Origin of the sequence: Marinobacter antarcticus (assembly GCF_900142385.1) — a bacterium.
Classification (GTDB): Bacteria; Pseudomonadota; Gammaproteobacteria; order Pseudomonadales; family Oleiphilaceae; genus Marinobacter; species Marinobacter antarcticus.
Genome location: NZ_FRAQ01000002.1, coordinates 209,677 through 229,500, shown reverse-complemented (window position 1 = coordinate 229,500; position 19,824 = coordinate 209,677). Strand labels below are relative to the sequence as shown.

At 52.0% G+C, this 19,824-nt stretch carries 18 protein-coding genes; 15 read left to right on the top strand and 3 right to left on the bottom strand.

The window, feature by feature from the left end; all coding sequences use genetic code 11:
• The first annotated feature begins 42 nt into the window (after positions 1-42).
• Positions 43-1,731: an ABC transporter permease gene (locus BUA49_RS12415; RefSeq protein WP_072798170.1), complete on the top strand. Its 1,689-nt coding sequence runs from the start codon at positions 43-45 to the stop codon at positions 1,729-1,731.
• Between the two features lies 1 nt (position 1,732).
• Here BUA49_RS12415 and BUA49_RS12410 read toward each other — a convergent pair whose 3' ends face one another.
• Together BUA49_RS12410 and BUA49_RS12405 are read right to left on the bottom strand one after the other, a co-directional pair.
• The gene (locus tag BUA49_RS12410; protein ID WP_072798168.1) at positions 1,733-2,236 is read right to left on the bottom strand and encodes a thioesterase domain-containing protein; all 504 of its coding nucleotides are present in this window, start codon (positions 2,234-2,236) and stop codon (positions 1,733-1,735) included.
• A 126-nt stretch (positions 2,237-2,362) separates the two neighbouring features.
• Positions 2,363-4,030: an AMP-binding protein gene (locus BUA49_RS12405; RefSeq protein ID WP_072798167.1), complete on the bottom strand. Its 1,668-nt coding sequence runs from the start codon at positions 4,028-4,030 to the stop codon at positions 2,363-2,365.
• Positions 4,031-4,269: 239 nt separating this feature from the next.
• Here BUA49_RS12405 and BUA49_RS12400 point away from each other — a divergent pair, with 239 nt between their 5' ends.
• From BUA49_RS12400 to BUA49_RS12335, 14 genes are all read left to right on the top strand, one after another.
• A complete protein-coding gene (locus tag BUA49_RS12400; RefSeq protein ID WP_072798165.1) occupies positions 4,270-5,244 on the top strand; it encodes an ABC transporter substrate-binding protein in 975 nt (324 codons plus the stop codon).
• Between the two features lie 69 nt (positions 5,245-5,313).
• Positions 5,314-6,216: an ABC transporter permease gene (locus tag BUA49_RS12395; protein WP_072798163.1), complete on the top strand. Its 903-nt coding sequence runs from the start codon at positions 5,314-5,316 to the stop codon at positions 6,214-6,216.
• A gap of 9 nt (positions 6,217-6,225) precedes the next feature.
• Entirely contained in the window at positions 6,226-7,020 is a 795-nt protein-coding gene (locus BUA49_RS12390) for an ABC transporter ATP-binding protein (RefSeq protein WP_072798162.1), read from the top strand.
• Between the two features lie 163 nt (positions 7,021-7,183).
• Positions 7,184-8,806 (top strand): methyl-accepting chemotaxis protein, encoded by a 1,623-nt coding sequence (locus BUA49_RS17785; RefSeq protein WP_072798160.1) that lies wholly within the window; start codon positions 7,184-7,186, stop codon positions 8,804-8,806.
• A 367-nt stretch (positions 8,807-9,173) separates the two neighbouring features.
• Complete coding sequence (locus tag BUA49_RS12380) at positions 9,174-11,312, top strand: adenosylcobalamin-dependent ribonucleoside-diphosphate reductase (RefSeq protein ID WP_072798158.1); 2,139 nt, start codon at positions 9,174-9,176, stop codon at positions 11,310-11,312.
• A 28-nt stretch (positions 11,313-11,340) separates the two neighbouring features.
• Entirely contained in the window at positions 11,341-12,039 is a 699-nt protein-coding gene (locus BUA49_RS12375) for a TSCPD domain-containing protein (protein WP_072798157.1), read from the top strand.
• A 292-nt stretch (positions 12,040-12,331) separates the two neighbouring features.
• Positions 12,332-12,760 (top strand): TIR domain-containing protein, encoded by a 429-nt coding sequence (locus BUA49_RS12370; RefSeq protein WP_072798155.1) that lies wholly within the window; start codon positions 12,332-12,334, stop codon positions 12,758-12,760.
• Positions 12,760-13,644: a DUF4231 domain-containing protein gene (locus tag BUA49_RS12365; protein WP_072798153.1), complete on the top strand. Its 885-nt coding sequence runs from the start codon at positions 12,760-12,762 to the stop codon at positions 13,642-13,644. The genes BUA49_RS12370 and BUA49_RS12365 overlap by 1 nt, the downstream gene beginning before the upstream one ends.
• Positions 13,645-13,768: 124 nt before the next feature.
• A complete protein-coding gene (locus tag BUA49_RS12360) occupies positions 13,769-14,839 on the top strand; it encodes a hypothetical protein (protein WP_072798151.1) in 1,071 nt (356 codons plus the stop codon).
• 118 nt (positions 14,840-14,957) lie between these two features.
• Complete coding sequence (locus tag BUA49_RS12355) at positions 14,958-15,500, top strand: hypothetical protein (RefSeq protein WP_175547585.1); 543 nt, start codon at positions 14,958-14,960, stop codon at positions 15,498-15,500.
• Positions 15,493-15,882 (top strand): hypothetical protein, encoded by a 390-nt coding sequence (locus tag BUA49_RS12350; protein WP_072798147.1) that lies wholly within the window; start codon positions 15,493-15,495, stop codon positions 15,880-15,882. Before BUA49_RS12355 ends, BUA49_RS12350 begins: the two co-directional genes overlap by 8 nt.
• Before the next feature lie 115 nt (positions 15,883-15,997).
• Positions 15,998-16,801 carry a DUF2971 domain-containing protein gene (locus tag BUA49_RS12345; protein ID WP_072798145.1) on the top strand — a complete coding sequence of 268 codons (804 nt, stop codon included), beginning with the start codon at positions 15,998-16,000 and terminating at the stop codon, positions 16,799-16,801.
• Between the two features lie 315 nt (positions 16,802-17,116).
• Positions 17,117-17,449, top strand: coding sequence for a hypothetical protein (locus BUA49_RS12340; RefSeq protein ID WP_072798143.1), 333 nt, complete (start codon positions 17,117-17,119; stop codon positions 17,447-17,449).
• Between the two features lie 51 nt (positions 17,450-17,500).
• Positions 17,501-17,962 carry a hypothetical protein gene (locus BUA49_RS12335; RefSeq protein WP_139248785.1) on the top strand — a complete coding sequence of 154 codons (462 nt, stop codon included), beginning with the start codon at positions 17,501-17,503 and terminating at the stop codon, positions 17,960-17,962.
• Positions 17,963-18,063: 101 nt separating this feature from the next.
• Here the strand turns inward: BUA49_RS12335 and BUA49_RS12330 are convergent, their stop codons facing one another.
• Positions 18,064-19,806: a sensor domain-containing diguanylate cyclase gene (locus tag BUA49_RS12330; protein ID WP_072798664.1), complete on the bottom strand. Its 1,743-nt coding sequence runs from the start codon at positions 19,804-19,806 to the stop codon at positions 18,064-18,066.
• Positions 19,807-19,824: the final 18 nt, after the last annotated feature.

The window sequence follows — 19,824 nt, the reverse complement described above, 5'->3', positions numbered from 1 at the left end:
TCGATACTTGTCTAGCCAATCAATGTCAGTAACAGGAACCCTATGAGCGAGGCCGCGTCCAGCGTTAACCCCGGGCTTGCCCAGCCCCTGCTGGCAAAGCGCACCTCAAGCCGCTGGCTGTTCAGCGCTATTCTCACCACAGCCATCGTCGCTCTGCCTGTTCTGTCGGTCATTTTTCTGGCCTTCTTCCCGGAAGAAAATATCTGGCCACACCTGATAGATACCACACTGCCCCGTTATCTCGTCACCACCCTGAAACTCATGACGGGTGTTGGCGCTATTACCCTGGTCATCGGCCTCTCGACCGCCTGGGCCGTAACCATGTGCGAGTTCCCCGGCCGCAAGTTCTTTGAATGGGCCATGCTGTTGCCTTTCGCTGTGCCGGCTTATGTAATTGCCTATATTTACACCAGCCTTCTGGACTATGCCGGCCCGGTTCAGGGCGCCCTCCGGGACTGGTTTGGCTGGGCCAACGCTGCGGATTACTGGTTCCCCCAAATCCGCAGCCTGGAAGGTGCCACGCTGATGCTCGGCCTGGTGCTCTACCCCTATGTTTATCTTCTCGCCAGGGCCGCATTTCTCGATCAGTCGCCTTCCCTTTTTGCGGTCAGCCGCAGTCTTGGCCACTCAGCACTGAGTACGTTTTTCAAAGTCGTTCTGCCCATCGCCCGCCCGGCCGTTGCGGTTGGTCTTTCACTGGTGCTGATGGAAACCCTGAACGATTTTGGCACCGTCGATTTCTTTGCGGTGCAGACCCTCACCGCTGGCCTGTTTGATACCTGGATGAACCTCGGCAACCTGGGTGGTGCTGCGCAGATAGCCACAACCATGCTCGTATTTGTTGTTATTCTGGTCACCCTTGAGCGCTACTCCCGACGCCGGCAACAACAGTTCGCCGCCAGGGATAACCGCGACCCGATCCGTCGCTTTACCATGTCATTTCCCCGGCAACTGATCTGTGTTGCCGTTTGCGCTGTCCCGGTGGTGTTTGGTTTTATTATCCCCGGAGTGACCCTTGGCGTTTACGCCTGGGAGTATTTTGATGAGAGCTGGAACCCGGTGTTTGTGCGCAACACGCTTAACAGCCTGTTTCTTTCAGGAACAGCGGCACTGACTACTCTTTTGATCGGCACCACCCTTGCCTACAGCCGCAGGCTTCACAACACGCAAGGCATGAAGGTACTCATGCGCCTTTCAAGCCTGGGGTATGCCATGCCGGGTGCCGTACTTGCAGTTGGTGTGATTGTGCCTTTTGCAGGTTTTGATAACTGGCTGGACAGCCTGATGAGAGACACCTTCAACGTCAGCACCGGCCTGCTACTTAGCGGATCGGCCTTCGCCATCGTTTTTGCCTATACGGTCAGGTTCCTGGCGGTCTCTGCCGGTAGCGTAGAAAGTGCGCTACAGAAGATTACCCCGAGTATGGATATGGCATCCCGGTCACTGGGCAACAGCCCGGGTAGAACACTCGTGAAGGTACACCTTCCCATGCTTCGCGGCACATTGATTACCGCTGCACTGGTGGTTTTCGTGGACTGTATGAAAGAGTTACCGGCCACGCTGATACTCCGACCGTTCAACTTTGAAACCCTGGCCACCTACGTGTACCAGTTTGCCTCCGATGAGCGCCTGTATCACAGTGCCCTGCCGGCCCTGATTATTGTATTGGCCGGTATTATCCCCATCATTCTGATGAGCCGGTCAATTTCCAACACCCGCTCTATGACCTGATCTAGTCCTCGTCTCGGGGCTGGGGCATTATCCTTGAGCGGGCATCCTGAACCACAAACCGACCCTGAAACACAGCAACCGGATCACCCTGCGGCAGACTGTTAGGCGGGCCGCAGAACACTTCAGTGGTCAGATCCAGTCGCCCCTTGCCGTGCCTTGCCAGGCTCTTTCTGAAACGTTCAGGGATTTCATCCCCCGGAAGCCGGCAGATGGCATAAAAATCCGAACTCACCGGCTCAAGATAATCAATGCTGCCGGTCTGCACCACCACACTGCCTTTCAGCCCAAGATCTGCGAGTGCAAGCTCCGTGAGCCCCCAGGCCGCCGTTACAGCAACCGAGTACACACTGCCACCAAAACCGGTGCCCTGATGATTGCGATTTGGCTCAAGCGGTGCACTCAGAAGCAAGGCGCTGCCGTCCCACGAGTGCAATTCAATTCCCAGAGCGCGGGAAAGCGGAATTTCCTCGTGAATGCGCCTCTGGAATGCGGAAAGCTGAGTCATAAACTCCTCCTGATATGTACTAATTCTAGGCGCACTATCCGTTTTTCCCTATGCGACCAACGTCGGTTCCGAAACGAATCAGGCCCGGCTGCGCCGGGCCTGATTCGAACAAAAACAGGTTGTGCGTTACTGCCAGATCACCTTCTGGCGCTTTGCATACCAATCGTTCACCTTGCTTTCGTAAGCGTCTTCCACCACGTTTCGTTTGAGCTTCATCGTCGGGGTCAGAAAACTGTTCCCGATCGACCACTCATCACTGACGATTGTAACAAAGGCCAGTTGTTCGTGGGGGTCTACCGTCTTGTTCACGTTAACCACAAGTTCAGCAAAACTCGCCTCAAGCTCCTTGCGGAAACCCTCGTCAGTCAGCTTCGGCCGGATTCCCTCAGCCAGCTGAATGATGGCGAAGGGCTGGGTCTGGTTGGCCCCGGAAACACACACCATCTCGATCGACTGATGCGCCATCAGACGGTTCTCAATCGGCGCAGGCGCAATGTACTTGCCCTTGCTGGTTTTGAAAATCTCCTTCATCCTGCCTGTAATCTTCAGGCGACCCAGTTCATCGATTTCGCCTATGTCGCCGGTTCTCAGGAAACCATCATCGGTAAAGGTTTCACGGGTTTTCTCTTCATCCTTGTAGTAACCCATCATGGTGGCCGGGCTCTTGACCAGGATCTCGCCCTCAGGGCTGATTTTCGTTTCCACACCCGGCATGGACTCACCCACATAACCGGTACGAGAACGCCCCGGCTTGTTGATGTGAGAATAGGCAAAATTCTCAGACATGCCGTAGCCTTCAAGCAATTCCAGACCAAGGTTGCGATACCAGTCCAGCACATCGCCGGCGAGCGGAGCCGAACCGCTGCCAGCCAACTTGGCTTTATCCAGCCCGAGCCCCTTGAGAATCTTTTTCTTGATCAGCTTGTTCACCACCGGAATCTTCAGCAGCTTATCCAGTTTCTTTTGCGGCAGCTTATGGAGAACACCCTGCTGGAATTTAACCCACAATCTGGGTACCGAAAGGAATAAGGTTGGCTGTGCGCGTTTCATATCCTCAACAAAGGTGTCGAGGGATTCCGCGAAAAAGAGCTGATAGCCCGCATACAGTGAAGCCAGTTCAACAAACGTTCGCTCAAATACGTGCGCCAGCGGCAGATAGGACAACATGCGTTCATTGGAGCCGACTTGCAGAACCTTAAGACCACCGTCGGCGGCAAACGCCATATTACGGAAGCTGAGCATGACGCCTTTCGGCTTGCCGGTGCTGCCCGAGGTGTAAACAATCGTCGCCAGCTCGTCAGCATCACGCTGAACGTTCTCCTCCAAAGGCGGATACTTGGCAACAATATCGTCCCAGGTTTCAAAATCGTTGGACGGGCTCAGCGGATAGGAAATGCAACGGACTGATTCCGGTACGCCCGACTTCATCATGTCCCAGTCGTCCAGTTTGCCCACAAACAGAACATCACACTCAGCGTGGTTCAGCACGTAGTTAACTGTATCGGCATTCAACGTCGGGTATAAAGGCACAGAAATGTGCCCAGCCATCCAGATCGCCCAATCGGTCATTATCCAATGCGCGCAGTTCTTGGATATCAGGCCGATACGGCTTTTGTCAGCGAGATTCAGTGACTTGAGGTACGACGCCATACGACGGGCCTCGTCAACAGCCCTGCCCCATGTGTACTCCACCACCTTGCCATCGCCGATGGGCTGCGTCATATACAGCGAGTTCGCCTTAGCGCCCTCCCAGTGATAAACCATATCCAGGGGAAGTTTGTTTGTTGTGTCCATGGATCTTCCTTGCTTACGTTATTTGATTTATGCACACAGTATTAAGACTTTAGTAGGGTATTTCAACACATTATGATGCGTCAAAGCGTGACTCACGCTGAGAGAGCAAAAACTCTCTCCGGGAATATCCGATCAGGCCAACCTCGCGTTAACATGCGCTACCACCAAGGTGGCGGGGCTGTGATAAACTCCCGCATCTTGTTACTGCAACTACCGCAACAGACCTCGGAGATGGGCATATGGCCAAGAAAATCCTGCGCACCCTGTTGGGCGCGTCATTAATCGCAATGGCAAGTCTTTCACAAGCTGCAGAGCCACGTGTTGTCGCTATTACACAGATTGTTGAACACCCGGCGCTGGATGCTGTTTATCAGGGTATAAAAGATGAGCTGGCAGAACGGGGCTACAAAGAAGGTGACAACCTGACGGTCATGCATGAGAGCGCTCAGGGGAATTCCGCCATTGCATCCCAGATTGCCCGCAAATTTATCGGTGATAGTCCCGACGTAATTGTTGCCATCGCTACACCTTCTGCACAGACAGTTGCCGCTGCCGCCCGCAACATCCCCGTGGTGTTTGCTGCCGTAACGGACCCGGTTGGCGCAAAACTGGTGAAGAATGCCGAGGCACCGGGCGCGAACATTACCGGCGTAAGCGATATGCTGCCCATCGACAGGCACCTGGATATGCTGCTGCGCATCGTTCCGGATGCCAAGCGCATTGGCACCGTCTATAACCCCGGTGAAGCCAACGCAGTATCACTGATCGAACTGCTTGATGAGCGCCTGCAAGCCCGTGGCCTGACACTGGTTAAAGGTGCCGCCACCAAAACCTCCGAAGTGCTGGGCGCAGCCCGCTCCCTGGTGGGTAAGGTAGATGCCATTTACCTGACAACCGACAACACGGTTATCAGCGCTGCCGAAGCGGTCATTTCTGTGGGCGAACGAGCCAAGATACCGGTATTTGCAGCTGACACGGCTACGGTTGCCCGTGGCGCCGTTGCCGCGATGGGTTTTGATTACTACGATCACGGCCGCCAGGCCGGCGTAATGGTTGCACGCATCCTCGAAGGCGAGAAGCCGGGCGACATGGCAGTAGAGACCATGGAAAAGCTCAGCCTGTTCGTAAACCCGGAAGCGGGCGAACGCATGGGTATCACCCTGTCGGATGAAATAATCGCCGAAGCCGCCGAAGTCGTAAAAAGCGGCAAGTAACGCCCGACCTACACGGGCGGACTCTCTATAAAGAGCCCGCCCGTTCTTATTTCACAGTGAATCTTACCCATGCTCAGTGATATTGCACTTTACGGCGCAATTGAAACCGGCCTTATTTACGGCCTGGTTGCATTCGCTATTTACCTTTCTTTTCGCGTACTCGATTTCCCCGATCTGACCGTTGACGGCAGCTTCCCGCTGGGCGCTGCCGTTGCCGCCGTGCTCATTGTTGATGGCTGGGACCCCTGGCTGGCAACAGGCTGCGCCGTGGTCGCCGGCATGGCTGCCGGTGCTGTAACCGCCATCCTTAACGTAAAGCTGAAGATTCTGAACTTGCTGGCTTCCATCCTCACGATGATCGCCCTGTATTCAGTCAATCTCCGGGTGATGGGCCGACCCAACATAGCCCTGCTTGGCGAAGATACGATACTCACACCCTGGTATTCACTGGATCTTCCCTATCACCAGGTACCAGTATTGCTGTTTGTGATTGTGATCTTCGTCGCCCTGATACTGCTCTGGCGCTTCATGAAATCTGAAACCGGCCTCGCCATGCGCGCCACCGGAGCCAACCCTCGCATGGCACGTGCCCAGGGCATTGCCACCGGCGCCATGATCATCCTTGGCGTAGCGGTATCCAATGGCCTGGTTGGCCTCGCTGGCGCACTCTTTGCGCAGAGCCAGGGCGCAGCAGATGTCACCATGGGTGTTGGCGTTATTGTTATCGGCCTGGCCTCACTGATTGGTGGTGAGGCAGTGATCACACCATCAACAGTTGTTCGTGCCCTGATCGCCTGTGTGGTTGGCGCCATTATTTACCGCTTGGCCATAGCCTTGGCATTGAACGCAGATTTTCTCGGCCTGCAAGCACAGGATCTGAACCTGATAACCGCCGTTCTGGTCACCCTGGCAATTGTATTGCCCGGCATCCGCAGTTCCGTGGTTAGCAAATTCACCCGCAAGAAAGCCTGAGGAGGCAATATGATCAGTGCAACCGATCTCCAGCTTACCTTTGGTAAAGGCACTCCGCTGGAAAACCCCGCTCTCCGGGGCATGAGCCTCACCGTTAATCAGGGCGAGTTTGTTACCGTGATTGGCAGCAACGGTGCCGGCAAGTCCACATTCCTGAACGCCCTGGCGGGTGAGGTTCTGGTTGATAGCGGCACTATTGTTGTCGACAACCTCAACGTTACCAAGCTGCCCACCCACAAACGGGCAGGCCGCGTGGCACGGGTATTTCAGGACCCGCTGGCTGGCACCTGTGAAGGCCTGAGCATCGAGGAGAACCTTTCGCTCGCCATCAAACGCGGCCAGCATCGCAGCCTGGGCACGGCCGTAAAAAAACAGTACATGGAACAGTTCCGGGAAAGCCTCTCCTCCCTGAATCTAGGGCTTGAAAACCGCCTCGGCGATAAAATGGGCTTACTCTCCGGCGGCCAGCGCCAGGCAGTCAGCCTGCTGATGGCGAGCCTTACCCCATCTGCCATTATGCTGCTGGATGAACACACCGCAGCTCTGGACCCCAAAACCGGTGCTTTCGTGCTGGCGCTCACCACCAAAATCATCGAAGAGCAAAAACTGACGGCCCTGATGGTCACCCACAGCATGAAACAGGCGCTGGAAGTTGGCAGCCGAACAGTAATGCTGCACCAGGGGCAGGTGGTGTTTGATATTGCAGGCAAGGATCGCGAAGGCCTGGAAGTGAAGGATCTTCTGGAGTTGTTTGAAACCCAGCGCGGGCTTTCAGTGGACGACGACAGCCTTCTATTGGGCTAACAAAAAGGCAGGATGCTCTCCTGCCTTCCCCACTCCCGGCAGCTAAAGATTGATATGGAATGGCCGATAAGAAAATTATCCGCTTTACCGAACAGCCATGGAGCAGTGACTCAAAGCGGTTTCCCTCTGAAAAATAAATAAATATTACAGAGAACTGTTGAATATGGGCCCTCATCAAAACAAAACACTCCGTATCCGTTTTTTAGTATTAACCGTCCTGTTAGCCGCCGTTGTCGTGATTGAGAGCGGCGCAATCATCATGGGCAACATGGCCATTGGGAACCAATCCGCCGAGCTCGCTGAAAACAAAATCCCTGTTCTCAACAAAGCCCATGAGTTAAAGCTTTCGGTGGTTCAGGTACAGCAGTGGCTGACCGACATCAGCGCCACGCGCGGTCGTGACGGATTAAATGACGGTTTTGATGAGGCTGCGAATAACGCCGAAAAATTCAGAACACTGATCGATGATCTCATCGTGCTTGATAGTGAGCATGCGAAGCGTTATCAGGCGATGCTGCCGGTTTTTAATGCCTATTATGACGTAGGGAAACAGATGGCCCAGACCTATATTGACGAGGGCCCGTCCGGCGGAAACCAGATGATGGCGCAATTTGATGAAGTCGCCGCAAAAATGTCGACGGAGGTCGATAGTTTTCTTGAAACGGTTGATCAGGAGACAGTCGCTGCCCTGTCGAACCAGCAGATGTCGGCCGCATCAACCGGGCGCACTATCGTTATAGGTTCCATCATCGTGCTGCTTGGCGTTGGTCTGGTCTACCTGCTCGTATCCCGGGTATTGGCCTGTCTGCCCAAGGTTATGGTCGAGTTGCAGCGGGTGGCCGAAGGCGACCTTACCTCCTCCATCGAGGTGACCCGCCGGGATGAAATCGGTGACCTGATGCGAGGTTTGCAATCCATGCAGCAACGGCTGCTTGAAATGATTTCACAGATCAATGCCACAACTACCCAGCTCTCCACAGCGGCGGAAGAGGTATCGACGGTAACAGCACAAACTAGCGCCAATATTCAGCAGCAGCAGTCCGAAACCGACCAGTTGGCAACGGCGATGAACGAAATGAGTGCCACAGTAAGGGAAGTTGCTGAGAGTGTTGGCAATACATCCACGGCTGCAAACGGCACAAATGCCGAGGCTGAAAAAGGCCGCAGGGTTATGGAGCAGGCGGTACAGGAAATCCAGCAACTGGCTGTGCAGATTGAAAGAGCCTCGGAAGTCATGGGCCAAGTTGAACGCGACAGCGACAACATAAACACCGTGCTGGATGTGATTAAAAGCATCGCAGAACAGACCAACCTGCTCGCGTTAAATGCGGCAATCGAGGCAGCCCGCGCTGGTGATCAGGGCCGCGGGTTCGCTGTAGTGGCAGACGAGGTGAGAACTCTGGCTGGTCGCACTCAGGCCTCTACCGCCGAGATCAACCAGATCATAGAAAAGCTTCAGACAGGTTCGCGCAATGCGGCACAGGCAATGAGCCAGAGCCGGGAGCAGGCCAAATCAGTAGTTGATCAGTCTTCTCTGGCGAGTTCTTCGTTGACGACCATTGTGGAATCGGTGTCACAAATCGATCAAATGAGCAGCCAGATCGCAACGGCGGCAGAGGAACAGAGCACGGTGGCTGAAGATATGAATCGTAATCTGGTCCGGCTCAGCGACATGGGGAAACAGAACGCCTCGGGTGCCCATCAAACGTCCCAGGCAGGCCAGGAACTGGCGCGCATGGCCTCTTCGCTGCAAGGGTTGATCGGGCAGTTCCGAGTGAAACAGTAGGAACGGTCTAACCGGCACTCAAAACCCGGCCACCATGGGTCGGGTTTTGTATGATTTACGATCACAACATATAGTTATTTTCACATTCCCACCCCAAGCCTCGGATTATTCGGAAAATTCCTTCTTGCAAGCCATTTTCCATTGATTTTCTTTGCCAGAAACCTCTTATCAATAGTTCCACTTAAATTCACAAAACACTATATCCTGTTATACTCATCGAAAATAAGCCCATATATAGTGTTTCGCAGGCAGCGATACAAAAGCAAAATCAACAGTACCTACACAGGTTTTGCAACGTTTTACAGGGAAAAGGCACCGCCAAAAAGGTGCCATCGACAACCGATTTACTTGAAGATTGAGGGTGGCAATGAACGCTAAGGCAGAAGCAGTGGTTACATCGATTCCGATGCAGGACACTTCGCTTGATATCTGGACCAGCAAATATCAGCTCAAAACCAAAACCGGCGAAGCCGTCGACAAGGACATCAACGCCACCTATCACCGCGTTGCCGTTGCCCTGTCGCAAGTCGAGAACAAAGATGTGCGCGCCGAGCACATGAAAAACTTCGCCTGGGCCCTCAAGAACGGTGCCATTCCGGCCGGCCGGATTACCTCCAACGCCGGTGCCGAAGCGCACAAGCCTGCAACCTCTACCATCAACTGCACCGTGTCCGGTTCCGTTCAGGATTCCATGAACGACATCCTGGAGAAAAACCACGAAGCAGGCCTCACCCTCAAGGCTGGCTGTGGTATCGGTTACGAGTTCTCTACCCTGCGCCCGAAAGGTGCCTACGTAGCCGGCGCCGGTGCGACCACATCCGGCCCGTTGTCCTTCATGGATATCTTCGACCGCATGTGTTTTACCGTGTCTTCAGCCGGTGGCCGCCGCGGTGCCCAGATGGCCACCTTTGATGTTCACCACCCGGATGTTATCGATTTCATCCAGGCCAAGCGTGAAGACGGCCGCCTGCGCCAGTTCAACCTCTCACTGCTGATCACCGAAGACTTCATTGAAGCCGTTCGTAACGACAGCGACTGGAACCTCTCCTTCCCGGTGACCAAGAAAGAAGCAGAAGAAGAAGGCCTGGATCTGGCCGATCCCAGCCAATTCGTGTATCGCGACTTCCCGATACTGAAAGGCTATGTGGTTAACGAAGAAGGCAAGGTGGCGTGCCGTATCTACCGCACCCTGAAAGCCCAGTTCATCTGGGACACCATCATGACCTCCACCTACGATTACGCAGAGCCCGGCTTCATCCTGATCGACAAGGTCAATCAGATGAACAACAACTGGTTCTGTGAAGACATCCGCGCCACCAATCCCTGTGGCGAGCAGCCCCTGCCCCCTTACGGCAGCTGCCTGCTGGGCTCTGTGAACCTGACCAAGTTTGTGGACTACCCGTTCACCGACAAAGCCAGCTTCAACTATGAAAAGTACCGCAAGGTTGTGGGCATTTTTACCCGCATGCTGGACAACGTAGTAGAAATCAACGGCCTGCCCCTGGCTGAACAACGCCACGAAATTACCTACAAGCGCCGCCACGGCATGGGCATTCTGGGCCTGGGCTCAACCCTCGCCATGCTGCGCATGCCTTACGGTTCAGAGGACTCCGTGCAGTTCACGGAAGACGTTGTACGCGAAATGGCTGTAGAAGGCTGGCGCCAGTCGCTGACCCTGGCCGAAGAGAAAGGCGTTGCGCCGATCATGAACGACGAGTTCGAAATTACCCCGAAAATGATGGGTAAATGCCCGCAGCTGTCAAAAGACGGCTACAAGCTCGGCGATAGACTCACAGGCCGCGTACTGCACGCCAAATACAGCCGCTACATGCAGGAAATTGCCAAGGTTGACCCCAAGCTGGTTGAACAGCTGGCAGAGAAAGGTGGCCGCTTTACCCACCACACCTCTATTGCACCGACCGGCACCATCAGCCTGTCGCTGGCCAACAACGCCAGTAACGGCATAGAGCCAAGCTTCTCGCACCACTATGCCCGTAACGTGATCCGCGAAGGCCGTAAGACCAAAGAAAAAGTCGACGTGTTCTCCTTCGAGCTGCTGGCCTATCGCCACCTGGTTAACCCCGGTGCCATGCCCTTCTCCGAAGAAGAAGACAAAAAGCTGCCCAGCTACTTCACCACCTCCGATGACGTAAGCCCGGCGCAGCACGTAGACATCCAGGCCGCTGCGCAGAAGTGGGTAGATTCTTCGATTTCCAAAACCGCGAACGTACCAACCGATTTCGAATATAAAGAATTCAAGAACATCTACCTCTACGCCTACGACATGGGCCTGAAAGGCTGCACCACCTTCCGCTTTAACCCGGAAGCCTTCCAGGGCGTACTGGTAAAAGAGAAAGACCTTGAAAACACCCTCTACGAGTTCACCCTCGACGACGGCAGCAAGGTGAACCTGAAGGGCAACGAAGAGGTAGAGTACGACGGCGAGACACATACCGCCGCCAACCTGTTTGACGCGCTCAAAGAAGGCACCTACGGAAAGTATTGATCCGGAAAACCGACACAGGACAGAAGACATGACAGTGAAAATCAGCAACAAAATCGTCGGCTACCGGGTGAAAAAAGCCAACACCGACGCACCCAGCGAACCGCAGGCAGCGGCACAGCCGGAAACCCAGCTCGTTAAGATGAACGAGTACATCGAACGGCCGGATTTTCTGGTGGGCACCACCTACAAAATCAAGCCGCCGGTGGCCGAGCACGCGATGTACATCACCATTAACGACATCCTGCTCAACGAAGGCACAAACCACGAAAGCCGGCAGCCGTACGAAGTGTTTATCAACTCCAAATCCATGGAGCACTTCCAGTGGGTAATCGCCCTCACCCGCGTAATCTCTGCGGTATTCCGCAAAGGCGGCGACCTGACCTTCCTGGTGGAAGAGCTGCGCTCCGTATACGACCCCAACGGCGGCTACTTCAAGAAAGGCGGCGTGTTCATGCCTTCCCTGGTGGCTGAAATTGGTGCCGTTATCGAGAAGCACCTGAAGGCCGTAGGCCTGATGGAAAGCGAGGAAATGAGCGAAACCACCAAGCGCATCCTCGCCGAAAAGCGTGCGGAGTTCGAAGCCAACAACACCAAGGCGACCAACGACGACACGGCTGGTGACTTCCCGCCCAACTCCACCATGTGCGGCAAGTGCAACACAAAGGCGGTGATTGTGATGGACGGCTGTGCGACTTGCTTGTCCTGCGGCGATAGTAAGTGCGGTTGAAGTGAATGATTGGTAGGTAAACAGGAAGGCCCGGGGTTTGCGCTCCGGGCCTTTTTTGTTTGTGCCCTCACCTACTGACATGTATTCGCGTGACCGCTTCGTTATTGCGCGGTGATATTACGAGATTTGGCGGAAGCGCGGTTGTAATTGTCTGGTTTTGGGCTAGTTTTGTGAGTAGCTTGCTTAGGAATAACGTAATAGCGATGCGTAAAAATATGGAAGTCACGATATTGAATAACGAAGAGCGCGGTCTATTACGCTGTTAGGCGCTGGGTTCGAACAAGGAGAGGAAATGAGCACAAGACAGATCCACGTTTTCATCAGTCACGCCTGGAAATATTCAGGACATTACCAAACACTTGCAAGTTGGATCTTCGAAGAAAACTGGAGAGTGGGTCAAGCGTCCCTGGACTTTCGGAATTATTCTGTACCAAAGGATAATCCAATTCACAATGCACCAAACGACAAGCAGCTTAAAGAAGCGATATTAAAACAAATTGCTATGAGCCACGTGATAGTGATTCCGACGGGGATGTATACCGGATATAGCAAATGGATCGCAAAAGAAATCAAAGGTTCTACCGACTACGGAAAGCCAATTTTAGCAGTTAACCCACAAGGTCAACGTCGCACCTCGGGCGTGGTAGCTAATGCATCATCGATGTCGGTTGGCTGGGCAAAGAAATCCGTAATTGGAGGGATCTGGGAGCTGTACAAGTAATGGCCGCTATCGATATCGACTCAGAAGATTTACCTGGTTTGTATCAATCAGCGAATCAGGCGTCGCTTAGCTCGCAGAATGTCTACTATACCGGCTTGAAGTGGTACCTTTTTCTGTTAGTGCTTGCAGCGTTCGTTTCGTACCTGCGCCCAACTGATGCTGTGGGAGCACTGGTTTCGGCAAGCCTTTTCCTGATTACGCTCGGAATACTCATTTTCATCCGGGTTAAAAGACCCGATGACGTTTGGTACAACGGTCGCGCGGTTGCGGAATCGGTCAAAACTATCGCTTGGCGCTGGATGATGAGGGCCGAGCCATACGAAGACGATGAGAACATCGAAATTGTATCTCGAACATTTCTAAGTGACCTCAAGACGATACTAGATCAGAACAAAAGTCTTTCTCATTCACTTCAGGCAGGAATTGCCTTAAATGACCCAATATCTGAAAAAATGCGAGAGGTCAGGAAGCTCCCAGTTGCGGAGAGGTTGCTTGTCTACGTGAATCATCGGGTAACCGACCAAGCGAACTGGTATTGGATGAAATCGCGGTTCAATAAGCGCCGTGCTCAACAGTGGTTCTGGGTATCTGTTGTTTTGCACTCCGCCGCGATCCTTATGCTGCTTTACAGAATCAAAGACCCTTCCTTCGCTCTTCCCGTTGAGGTCTTAGCGACCGCTGCTGGTGCCGTACTAACTTGGCTTCAGGCTAAGAAGCACAATGAATTGAATTCTGCATACGCATTAGCCGCCCATGAGATTGTAATAATCAAAGGTGAGTCCACGTCGGTGCACGATGAAGGGCAACTGTCCGAGTTTGTAACCAATAGTGAATCAGCATTTTCAAGAGAGCATACACAGTGGGTCGCACGCAAGGGGGACTAGCCCCTAACAAGGCGCATCAATACGCGGCCCGTGGCCGCCGGACGCCCTTTTCATTGCGGCTGCGCCTCCATTACAAGAGCGCTGTTGTGCGCTGGCGTTACATGCATCATAAATAGGGAGCCACATGGCAGAACTTTTTAGTACGAACCAGAGCAAAACTGTTCTCACAAAGTTTAAACACAAAATTGATGGTTTGGTTCCTGTTGACGATTTCGAAAAGCAACGGAATAGCCTTATTCGCTTAGTTGTTGGTTCCATGGAAAACAAGCCCGATCAATGGGATGAGCTTTGTGAAATCAATATTCAATGGATTGGCAACCAATTTATTAATCGACTGGCTGATGAGGAGAAAGAACTAACAAAGGAAAAGTTGGATGATATTTGTTCCATGTGTTTCCGCTTCCTGTTCGAACTGTATCTTTCCATGAAAAATGATTTGGCAATGGAGTTTGAATCTGCAAGACGTTTTGTTTTTAACAACGTTGATTTATTTGAGCACAATGCTAAAGAGCAAATCGAATATGCTATTCGTGATATGCCGATCAATATCTTTAAGGCTATAGCTAATAGTGACGCTATAGAAAGTTTGAAAAACTTCAATGCAGTATCTGCTAAAGCAGAAAAGCTAAAAGACGACTGGAATGCAGACCTGGCTGAGAGAGAAGCTAAAGTCGACTCACTTAAAGAGTCTTTATCTAAATATGAAAATGCTTTCAACTTTGTTGGCCTGTATCAGGGATTTGATGAACTGGCGACAGAGAAGAAAAAGGAGCGAGATGGAATACTAATTTGGCTTCGGATCTTGTCGATTTTAATCGTATCACCTATAGTTGCAGAGCTAATTTTTGTGTATCTGAATCTAGAGAACATTGCCGCAGTTAGAGACGGTCTTTTGGTTTCAATTTTCCCTACAGTTTCGTTGGTTGCAATTTCCGTTTACTACTTTAGAGTTCTTCTATTCAACTACAAGTCTGTAAAGTCACAGCTTTTACAGATAGATCTTAGAAAAACATTGTGTAGATTTATCCAGAATTACTCGGAATATTCTAGCGATATAAAGAAGAAAGATGCGAACTCCTTAGATAAATTTGAAAGCATTATATTTTCCGGGATAGTCACGGATGATGGAAACCTACCATCAACATTTGATGGGATGGAACAAATAGGAAAATTGATAAAAGCAGCAAAATCATGAAGAAGGCATGTAACAAGCGCATGTTGTCGGACTGGTTTTCCGCTTCGCTCCAAACCAGCCGCAAATGCGGACGTTAGGCTGTCCTTGAACTAGGAGATTTATATCAACGATGGGAAATATGTCATTTGGCAATCTCCTCTGGGAGAGCGTGGTGAAAAGTTGGGGAGGTATGCTTACCTTTCTCAGCTTTGGCGCTGCATTGCTCGTTTTCTATTTGACGCCCAAGAACACGAGCGTAGCTATTAATCATGTTTTGCCGATATTTATATTGCTCTTCTTTCTTGCCGTTGTCTCTCTTAGGGCAGCCTGGATTTCGTTCGGCTATTCGAAATTGATACTTCCAAAAGTTATTCATGTTAAAGAACCTCCAAAGGCGTACAAAAACGCTTTCGCACTGTTCTTGGTTAAGCCAACACCTCTATTATCACATGATGCAATTATTTCAGTTTATTATCTGGAGGATGGACTTGAACAATTAGTAGGGGTCGGAAAAGTTGTAAATGTGCAAAATGATAAGAAGGTGCAGATTGTTGTGACGAATGATTATGATTTTGGTGAGAAGCTAAACAATTTAAAGAGAAACTCGAAAGACGAACTTGATAAACTTGTAATCAAGTCATCCGTCCCTAGCTTCATTTTGGAGAATGTTTACAATGGCTGAAGATGAAAACATGAGCACTTTTCCCGCGGCCGTCGTTAAAATAATTGATGACTTTACCCTAGTGATTAATCGTGGGTCTGAGCATGGTGTTTCAAAAGGAAATCACTTCCTGGTTTATTATGTAGATTCAGATGAGATTATTGATCCAGAGACTGGTGAGAGCCTGGGAGCCCTTGAAATAGTTCGCGGAACGGGTACTGCAACGCATGTTCAACCTAAATTAACGACGATAAAATCTAATCGGGTAGTTTCTAAAGGAAGAGTAATTCGCAGGCAAGCTGGTATATTTGCATCCCTAAGTGGTGAAATTGTAGAGGAACCAGAGAAGGAAGCTGTTCCATTTGAAGATCCTAATATAGGTGACAAAGTGAAGCCAGTATAGCCATACAAGTCAAAGCACGCGGACTTGGTAAAAATGTCATCTTTTTTGTTCCAAAAAAGCCGCCAACTTCACCAAGCCGGTGTTTGAGGCGTTATGTCTATTAGGAGAGCGGAGTTTGGATCTTCCAGAAAAGCTTTATAAGTATGAAGCTTTCACCATGCAGTCCCTTCTAAACCTCAAGAATCAGGTCGTATATTTTGCGCCACCCTCGGGCTTTAACGACCCATATGATTGCGCGCTGAAAGCTGATATCGAGGAGATAAGGCCCGGCGAGATTGAGAAGTTTAGGTCGATCTATCTGACCAAGGATTGGCCTGACAATATGAAGCGAGCATTAGAGTTGAAAGCTCCTGGCGAACTGAGGCCTATGCTTATGAGGGGAGCTCGAACGGCTTGTGAAGAGGTCGTCGAAAGATTCATTGAGAGCAGAGGTGTCTCCTGTTTTTCTGAGGTAAACGACGAACTGCTCATGTGGGCTCATTATTCGGATAAATACCAAGGGTTCTGTTTAGAGTTCGACACAAACACCGAGCTTTTTGCAAAAGCAAAAAAAGTTAAGTATGTGGACGAGATGCCAAAACTAAACGCATTGAGTGTTTTCACGGATGGAGAGCGAGGTGAAGTGCTGGATCTTTTTTGCACAAAATCTAATGCTTGGAAATATGAGCGTGAATGGCGGGTTCTCCATAGTGAGGCTGGAACTGCATACAAATATCCCGCTGAGGCCCTAACCGGCGTTTATTTTGGCCCAAATATAGGCCGAGATGTTTTGGAGGTCATATGCTTGGTCCTGAAGGGGCAAAATTCGAAAGTGAGATTTTGGCGGGGGGAAAGAAACCTTTCTGCGTTCAAAGTAGACTTCCAAGAGTTCACCTACACCTCGCACCTAGAAGCCCAGAATACCGATATGCTGACATAACAATTCGCGTAAGCCGGACATGGACTTCCCCCACTTCAGTAGACACGCATCGATAACTCTGGACTTACCCCGTCTCAGTAGACACTCCTGGCCTATGATTGGACTTACCCCGCAACAGGAGAAGCACGATGCCGAAGATAATTACTGGGAAGAAGACTCAGCGGTAACGTGTTGAGTTCAAGGTCAAAGCGGTGGAATGGAGCTATCCTGCGCACCGGAGCGCGATGAGATCAACCGCCTGAAATGCCCGAATGTCGGAGCTTCAGGAGGAGAACACGGGGGCAATATGACTAATTTTCAAGATAAGGAACAGGCGTGAAAAAGTGCATTCTGGCGTTGGTTTTATTTAGTGGTGCATGTTTCGCGCATGAACCTGAGAGAGCTCCGGAACTTTGGTCCTGGTTTAAAGATCTCGATAAGTCTGCAGCAGCTTGTGAGATTCAGAGCTCGTTTGCGCTTCAGACAATCGGCCTTGAGAACCAGGTCGAAAACGAATACGGGATATATGGAACCTACAAAGGCAACAGAGTGGTCGTCAAATGCCTGGCTATGGGAGAAGGCAAAAGCAAAGTCTGGGTGGCTGTAGCTGGCCATGATAGGGATGCCGTTGAGCTCGTTCGAAACATGATCGTAAAAGAGATCATTTAGTGGATTGCGTAATCAAAGTCTGCCCTTTAATTTATAAGCGCAGGTTTTACCATGAGTAATAGTAACCTCAATGCGCATTATAAAAGGGTGATAGGTATGATTTTCTTTGATGCTGCCCGTTGGCGGGGCGCTACCATTGTGGTGGCATTATGCGGGTCGCTGGCCAGTTGCGCGGCTCTTTCGCCTGCGCCGAATCTGACCTCCGATGAAAAGAAGACCCTCAGCGCCAGCCTGAACGAGAAATACAAGGCGTATCAGGATTGCATGGCCAGTGAATCCGATCGCTTCAGCCATATAACATCCGCACCACCTTCAGACATTGCCAAGGGCGCCCAAGCGGGCTGTGAAGCTGCTTTCAGGAGCTATCATCAGGCCGTGACCAAACATTTTACGGCCTTTGTATCCAGTGCAGGCCAAGTAGAAGCCCGGAGCCGGGCGGACCAGCATGCCAGCGATGCAAAAGATCGCACCTGGGGTCATGTTATCCAACGGGTTCTGATCCAAAGACAATAAACCAGATGTCTGGGGGATACGCGGCGTTCACACGTGGGCTGCCGCGAAAAATACCATGACTTCCTGAAGAGAGCCGGGAGATAATGGCGTGGTGGTTTTTCCTAGGCAGCATCCGACGTGCGACCGGTGGAAATCTGATTGCGCCCCTGAATCTTGGCCTGGTAGAGCTCTTCGTCGGCCCTGGAAATAGCGTGCTCCAGGGTGACATCTTGAGCGTGGCGGCTGGCGACACCCACACTGATGGTGCATCGAATCATCCTGCCACCATCATTGACCACCAGTTGCTCGATATTGTGGCGGAAACGCTCGGCCACTGTGAGGGTTTCGGCCTCGTCCGTTTCCGGCAACAAAAGAGTGAATTCTTCACCACCCCAGCGAGCCAGAATGTCGCCTTTGCGCCGGGAGTTATCAAGCTCGTCGGCAATTTTCTTCAATACCCTGTCGCCGACTGCATGGCCATATTGGTCATTGATGCTCTTGAAATGGTCAATATCGATCATCGCCACACACACATTGCTGTCCTTGCGCGTGGCCAGGCTCCACAGTGATTCGGCGACAGGCAGAAAACCACGCCGATTGTTGAGGCCGGTCAGCAGATCGATCTGAGCCGTCCGCTCGGCTGCCACCCGGGCCTCTTTGTTTTTTCGGGCCAGATCGGCCAGCGCCAACATCAACAGCATGGCATCCACTACCATGCCGATGTCCAGGGCATAGTAGCCAGGCTGGGAATAAGTAATCACGCCAGCTACCGTCAAGGCCGTCACAAAAGCACCAACAACGGAGGCCAGTGTGCCTAGCATGAAATAGCGTGCGGATTGGTTGCCTCCCATCCAGCTCGACACGCCCATGTAAAGCATCAGTGCCGTGAACACCGGCACAACCAGGAATGCCAGTTGTAGCGCCAGGCCCTGTTTGTCTAAGGCGAAACACGCGCCAAAGAGCGTGAAATAGGCCACACCGATTGTCTGGATGGTTTTGTGGAGCCGTGGTCGGTGGCGTCGGGTCTTTAGAAAACTCGTCGCAAAGGCCAGGCCAGAGCTGACGAAACACAGCATGAACAGCGGTGGCGCCCACTGTTGCCAGCCCACTGCATCGGGCCACAGCAGGGCCATGCCGACACCATTGTAGGACGCCGTCACGATCACGAAAGTGGCCGTGTAGAGCGAGTAGAACAGATAACGCCGCTTCCGAAGGCCGGCGAACAGCATCAGGTTATAGGCAGACAGCGCAAACATGACGCCGTAGGCGAAGCTGAAGAAGATCGCCTCTGACTGCTCTCGGCTATGGTTGACGGCAATGCTGGAAAAGTAGAGTGGCACCACCATTGGATCTGCAGTCTCAACGCGCAGCAATAGACGTGTCTCGCCGGGCGGAAACAGATAATCGGCACTGGGTATGCGTTTGGCAATGGAACGATGCGCCAGCGCGATGCTATCACCGCTGACAAAACGCTGTGGCAGCAGGCCTTCGGTGATGAAAAAGAAGTCGACCCTTTCCAGCCAACCTGTTCCGACGGACACGCGCCGCAAAATGGCGTCTTCGGTCGGATTGGAAACGTTCGCCACCAGCCATATCGCATCGGAATTGATGCCATTGGCTAACACGCCACTCTCAGGACGCTTCAGGACCGCCGGATCAGCACGAATCAGAGACTGAACTTCGTCAACGGAGAGCATTTCCCCTTGTTCAACGAGATACCCGACCCGATCGGCTATTGCGCCCTGGTAGTCGGCCCGAGCGTCAATCAGGGGCAATGCCCCGTAGTCGTGGGCTGGTTCAGCCAGAGCGCAGGGTGTCAGGTTCAGAATGATCAGCAGGAAAAAGAGGAACCAATGCCGTTGCACTTGATTATATTTCCGTGA

Excerpts from the sequence above, each read along its gene's own strand:
- BUA49_RS12355 (WP_175547585.1), top strand. The coding sequence starts at position 14,958 with ATGTCATTTGGCAATCTCCTCTGGGAGAGCGTGGTGAAAAGTTGGGGA.
- BUA49_RS12400 (WP_072798165.1), top strand. The coding sequence starts at position 4,270 with ATGGCCAAGAAAATCCTGCGCACCCTGTTGGGCGCGTCATTAATCGCA.
- BUA49_RS12410 (WP_072798168.1), bottom strand. The coding sequence starts at position 2,236 with ATGACTCAGCTTTCCGCATTCCAGAGGCGCATTCACGAGGAAATTCCG.
- BUA49_RS17785 (WP_072798160.1), top strand. The coding sequence starts at position 7,184 with ATGGGCCCTCATCAAAACAAAACACTCCGTATCCGTTTTTTAGTATTA.
- BUA49_RS12415 (WP_072798170.1), top strand. The coding sequence starts at position 43 with ATGAGCGAGGCCGCGTCCAGCGTTAACCCCGGGCTTGCCCAGCCCCTG.
- BUA49_RS12380 (WP_072798158.1), top strand. The coding sequence starts at position 9,174 with ATGAACGCTAAGGCAGAAGCAGTGGTTACATCGATTCCGATGCAGGAC.
- BUA49_RS12395 (WP_072798163.1), top strand. The coding sequence starts at position 5,314 with ATGCTCAGTGATATTGCACTTTACGGCGCAATTGAAACCGGCCTTATT.
- BUA49_RS12405 (WP_072798167.1), bottom strand. The coding sequence starts at position 4,030 with ATGGACACAACAAACAAACTTCCCCTGGATATGGTTTATCACTGGGAG.
- BUA49_RS12370 (WP_072798155.1), top strand. The coding sequence starts at position 12,332 with ATGAGCACAAGACAGATCCACGTTTTCATCAGTCACGCCTGGAAATAT.
- BUA49_RS12350 (WP_072798147.1), top strand. The coding sequence starts at position 15,493 with ATGGCTGAAGATGAAAACATGAGCACTTTTCCCGCGGCCGTCGTTAAA.
- BUA49_RS12360 (WP_072798151.1), top strand. The coding sequence starts at position 13,769 with ATGGCAGAACTTTTTAGTACGAACCAGAGCAAAACTGTTCTCACAAAG.
- BUA49_RS12365 (WP_072798153.1), top strand. The coding sequence starts at position 12,760 with ATGGCCGCTATCGATATCGACTCAGAAGATTTACCTGGTTTGTATCAA.
- BUA49_RS12390 (WP_072798162.1), top strand. The coding sequence starts at position 6,226 with ATGATCAGTGCAACCGATCTCCAGCTTACCTTTGGTAAAGGCACTCCG.
- BUA49_RS12335 (WP_139248785.1), top strand. The coding sequence starts at position 17,501 with ATGAGTAATAGTAACCTCAATGCGCATTATAAAAGGGTGATAGGTATG.
- BUA49_RS12375 (WP_072798157.1), top strand. The coding sequence starts at position 11,341 with ATGACAGTGAAAATCAGCAACAAAATCGTCGGCTACCGGGTGAAAAAA.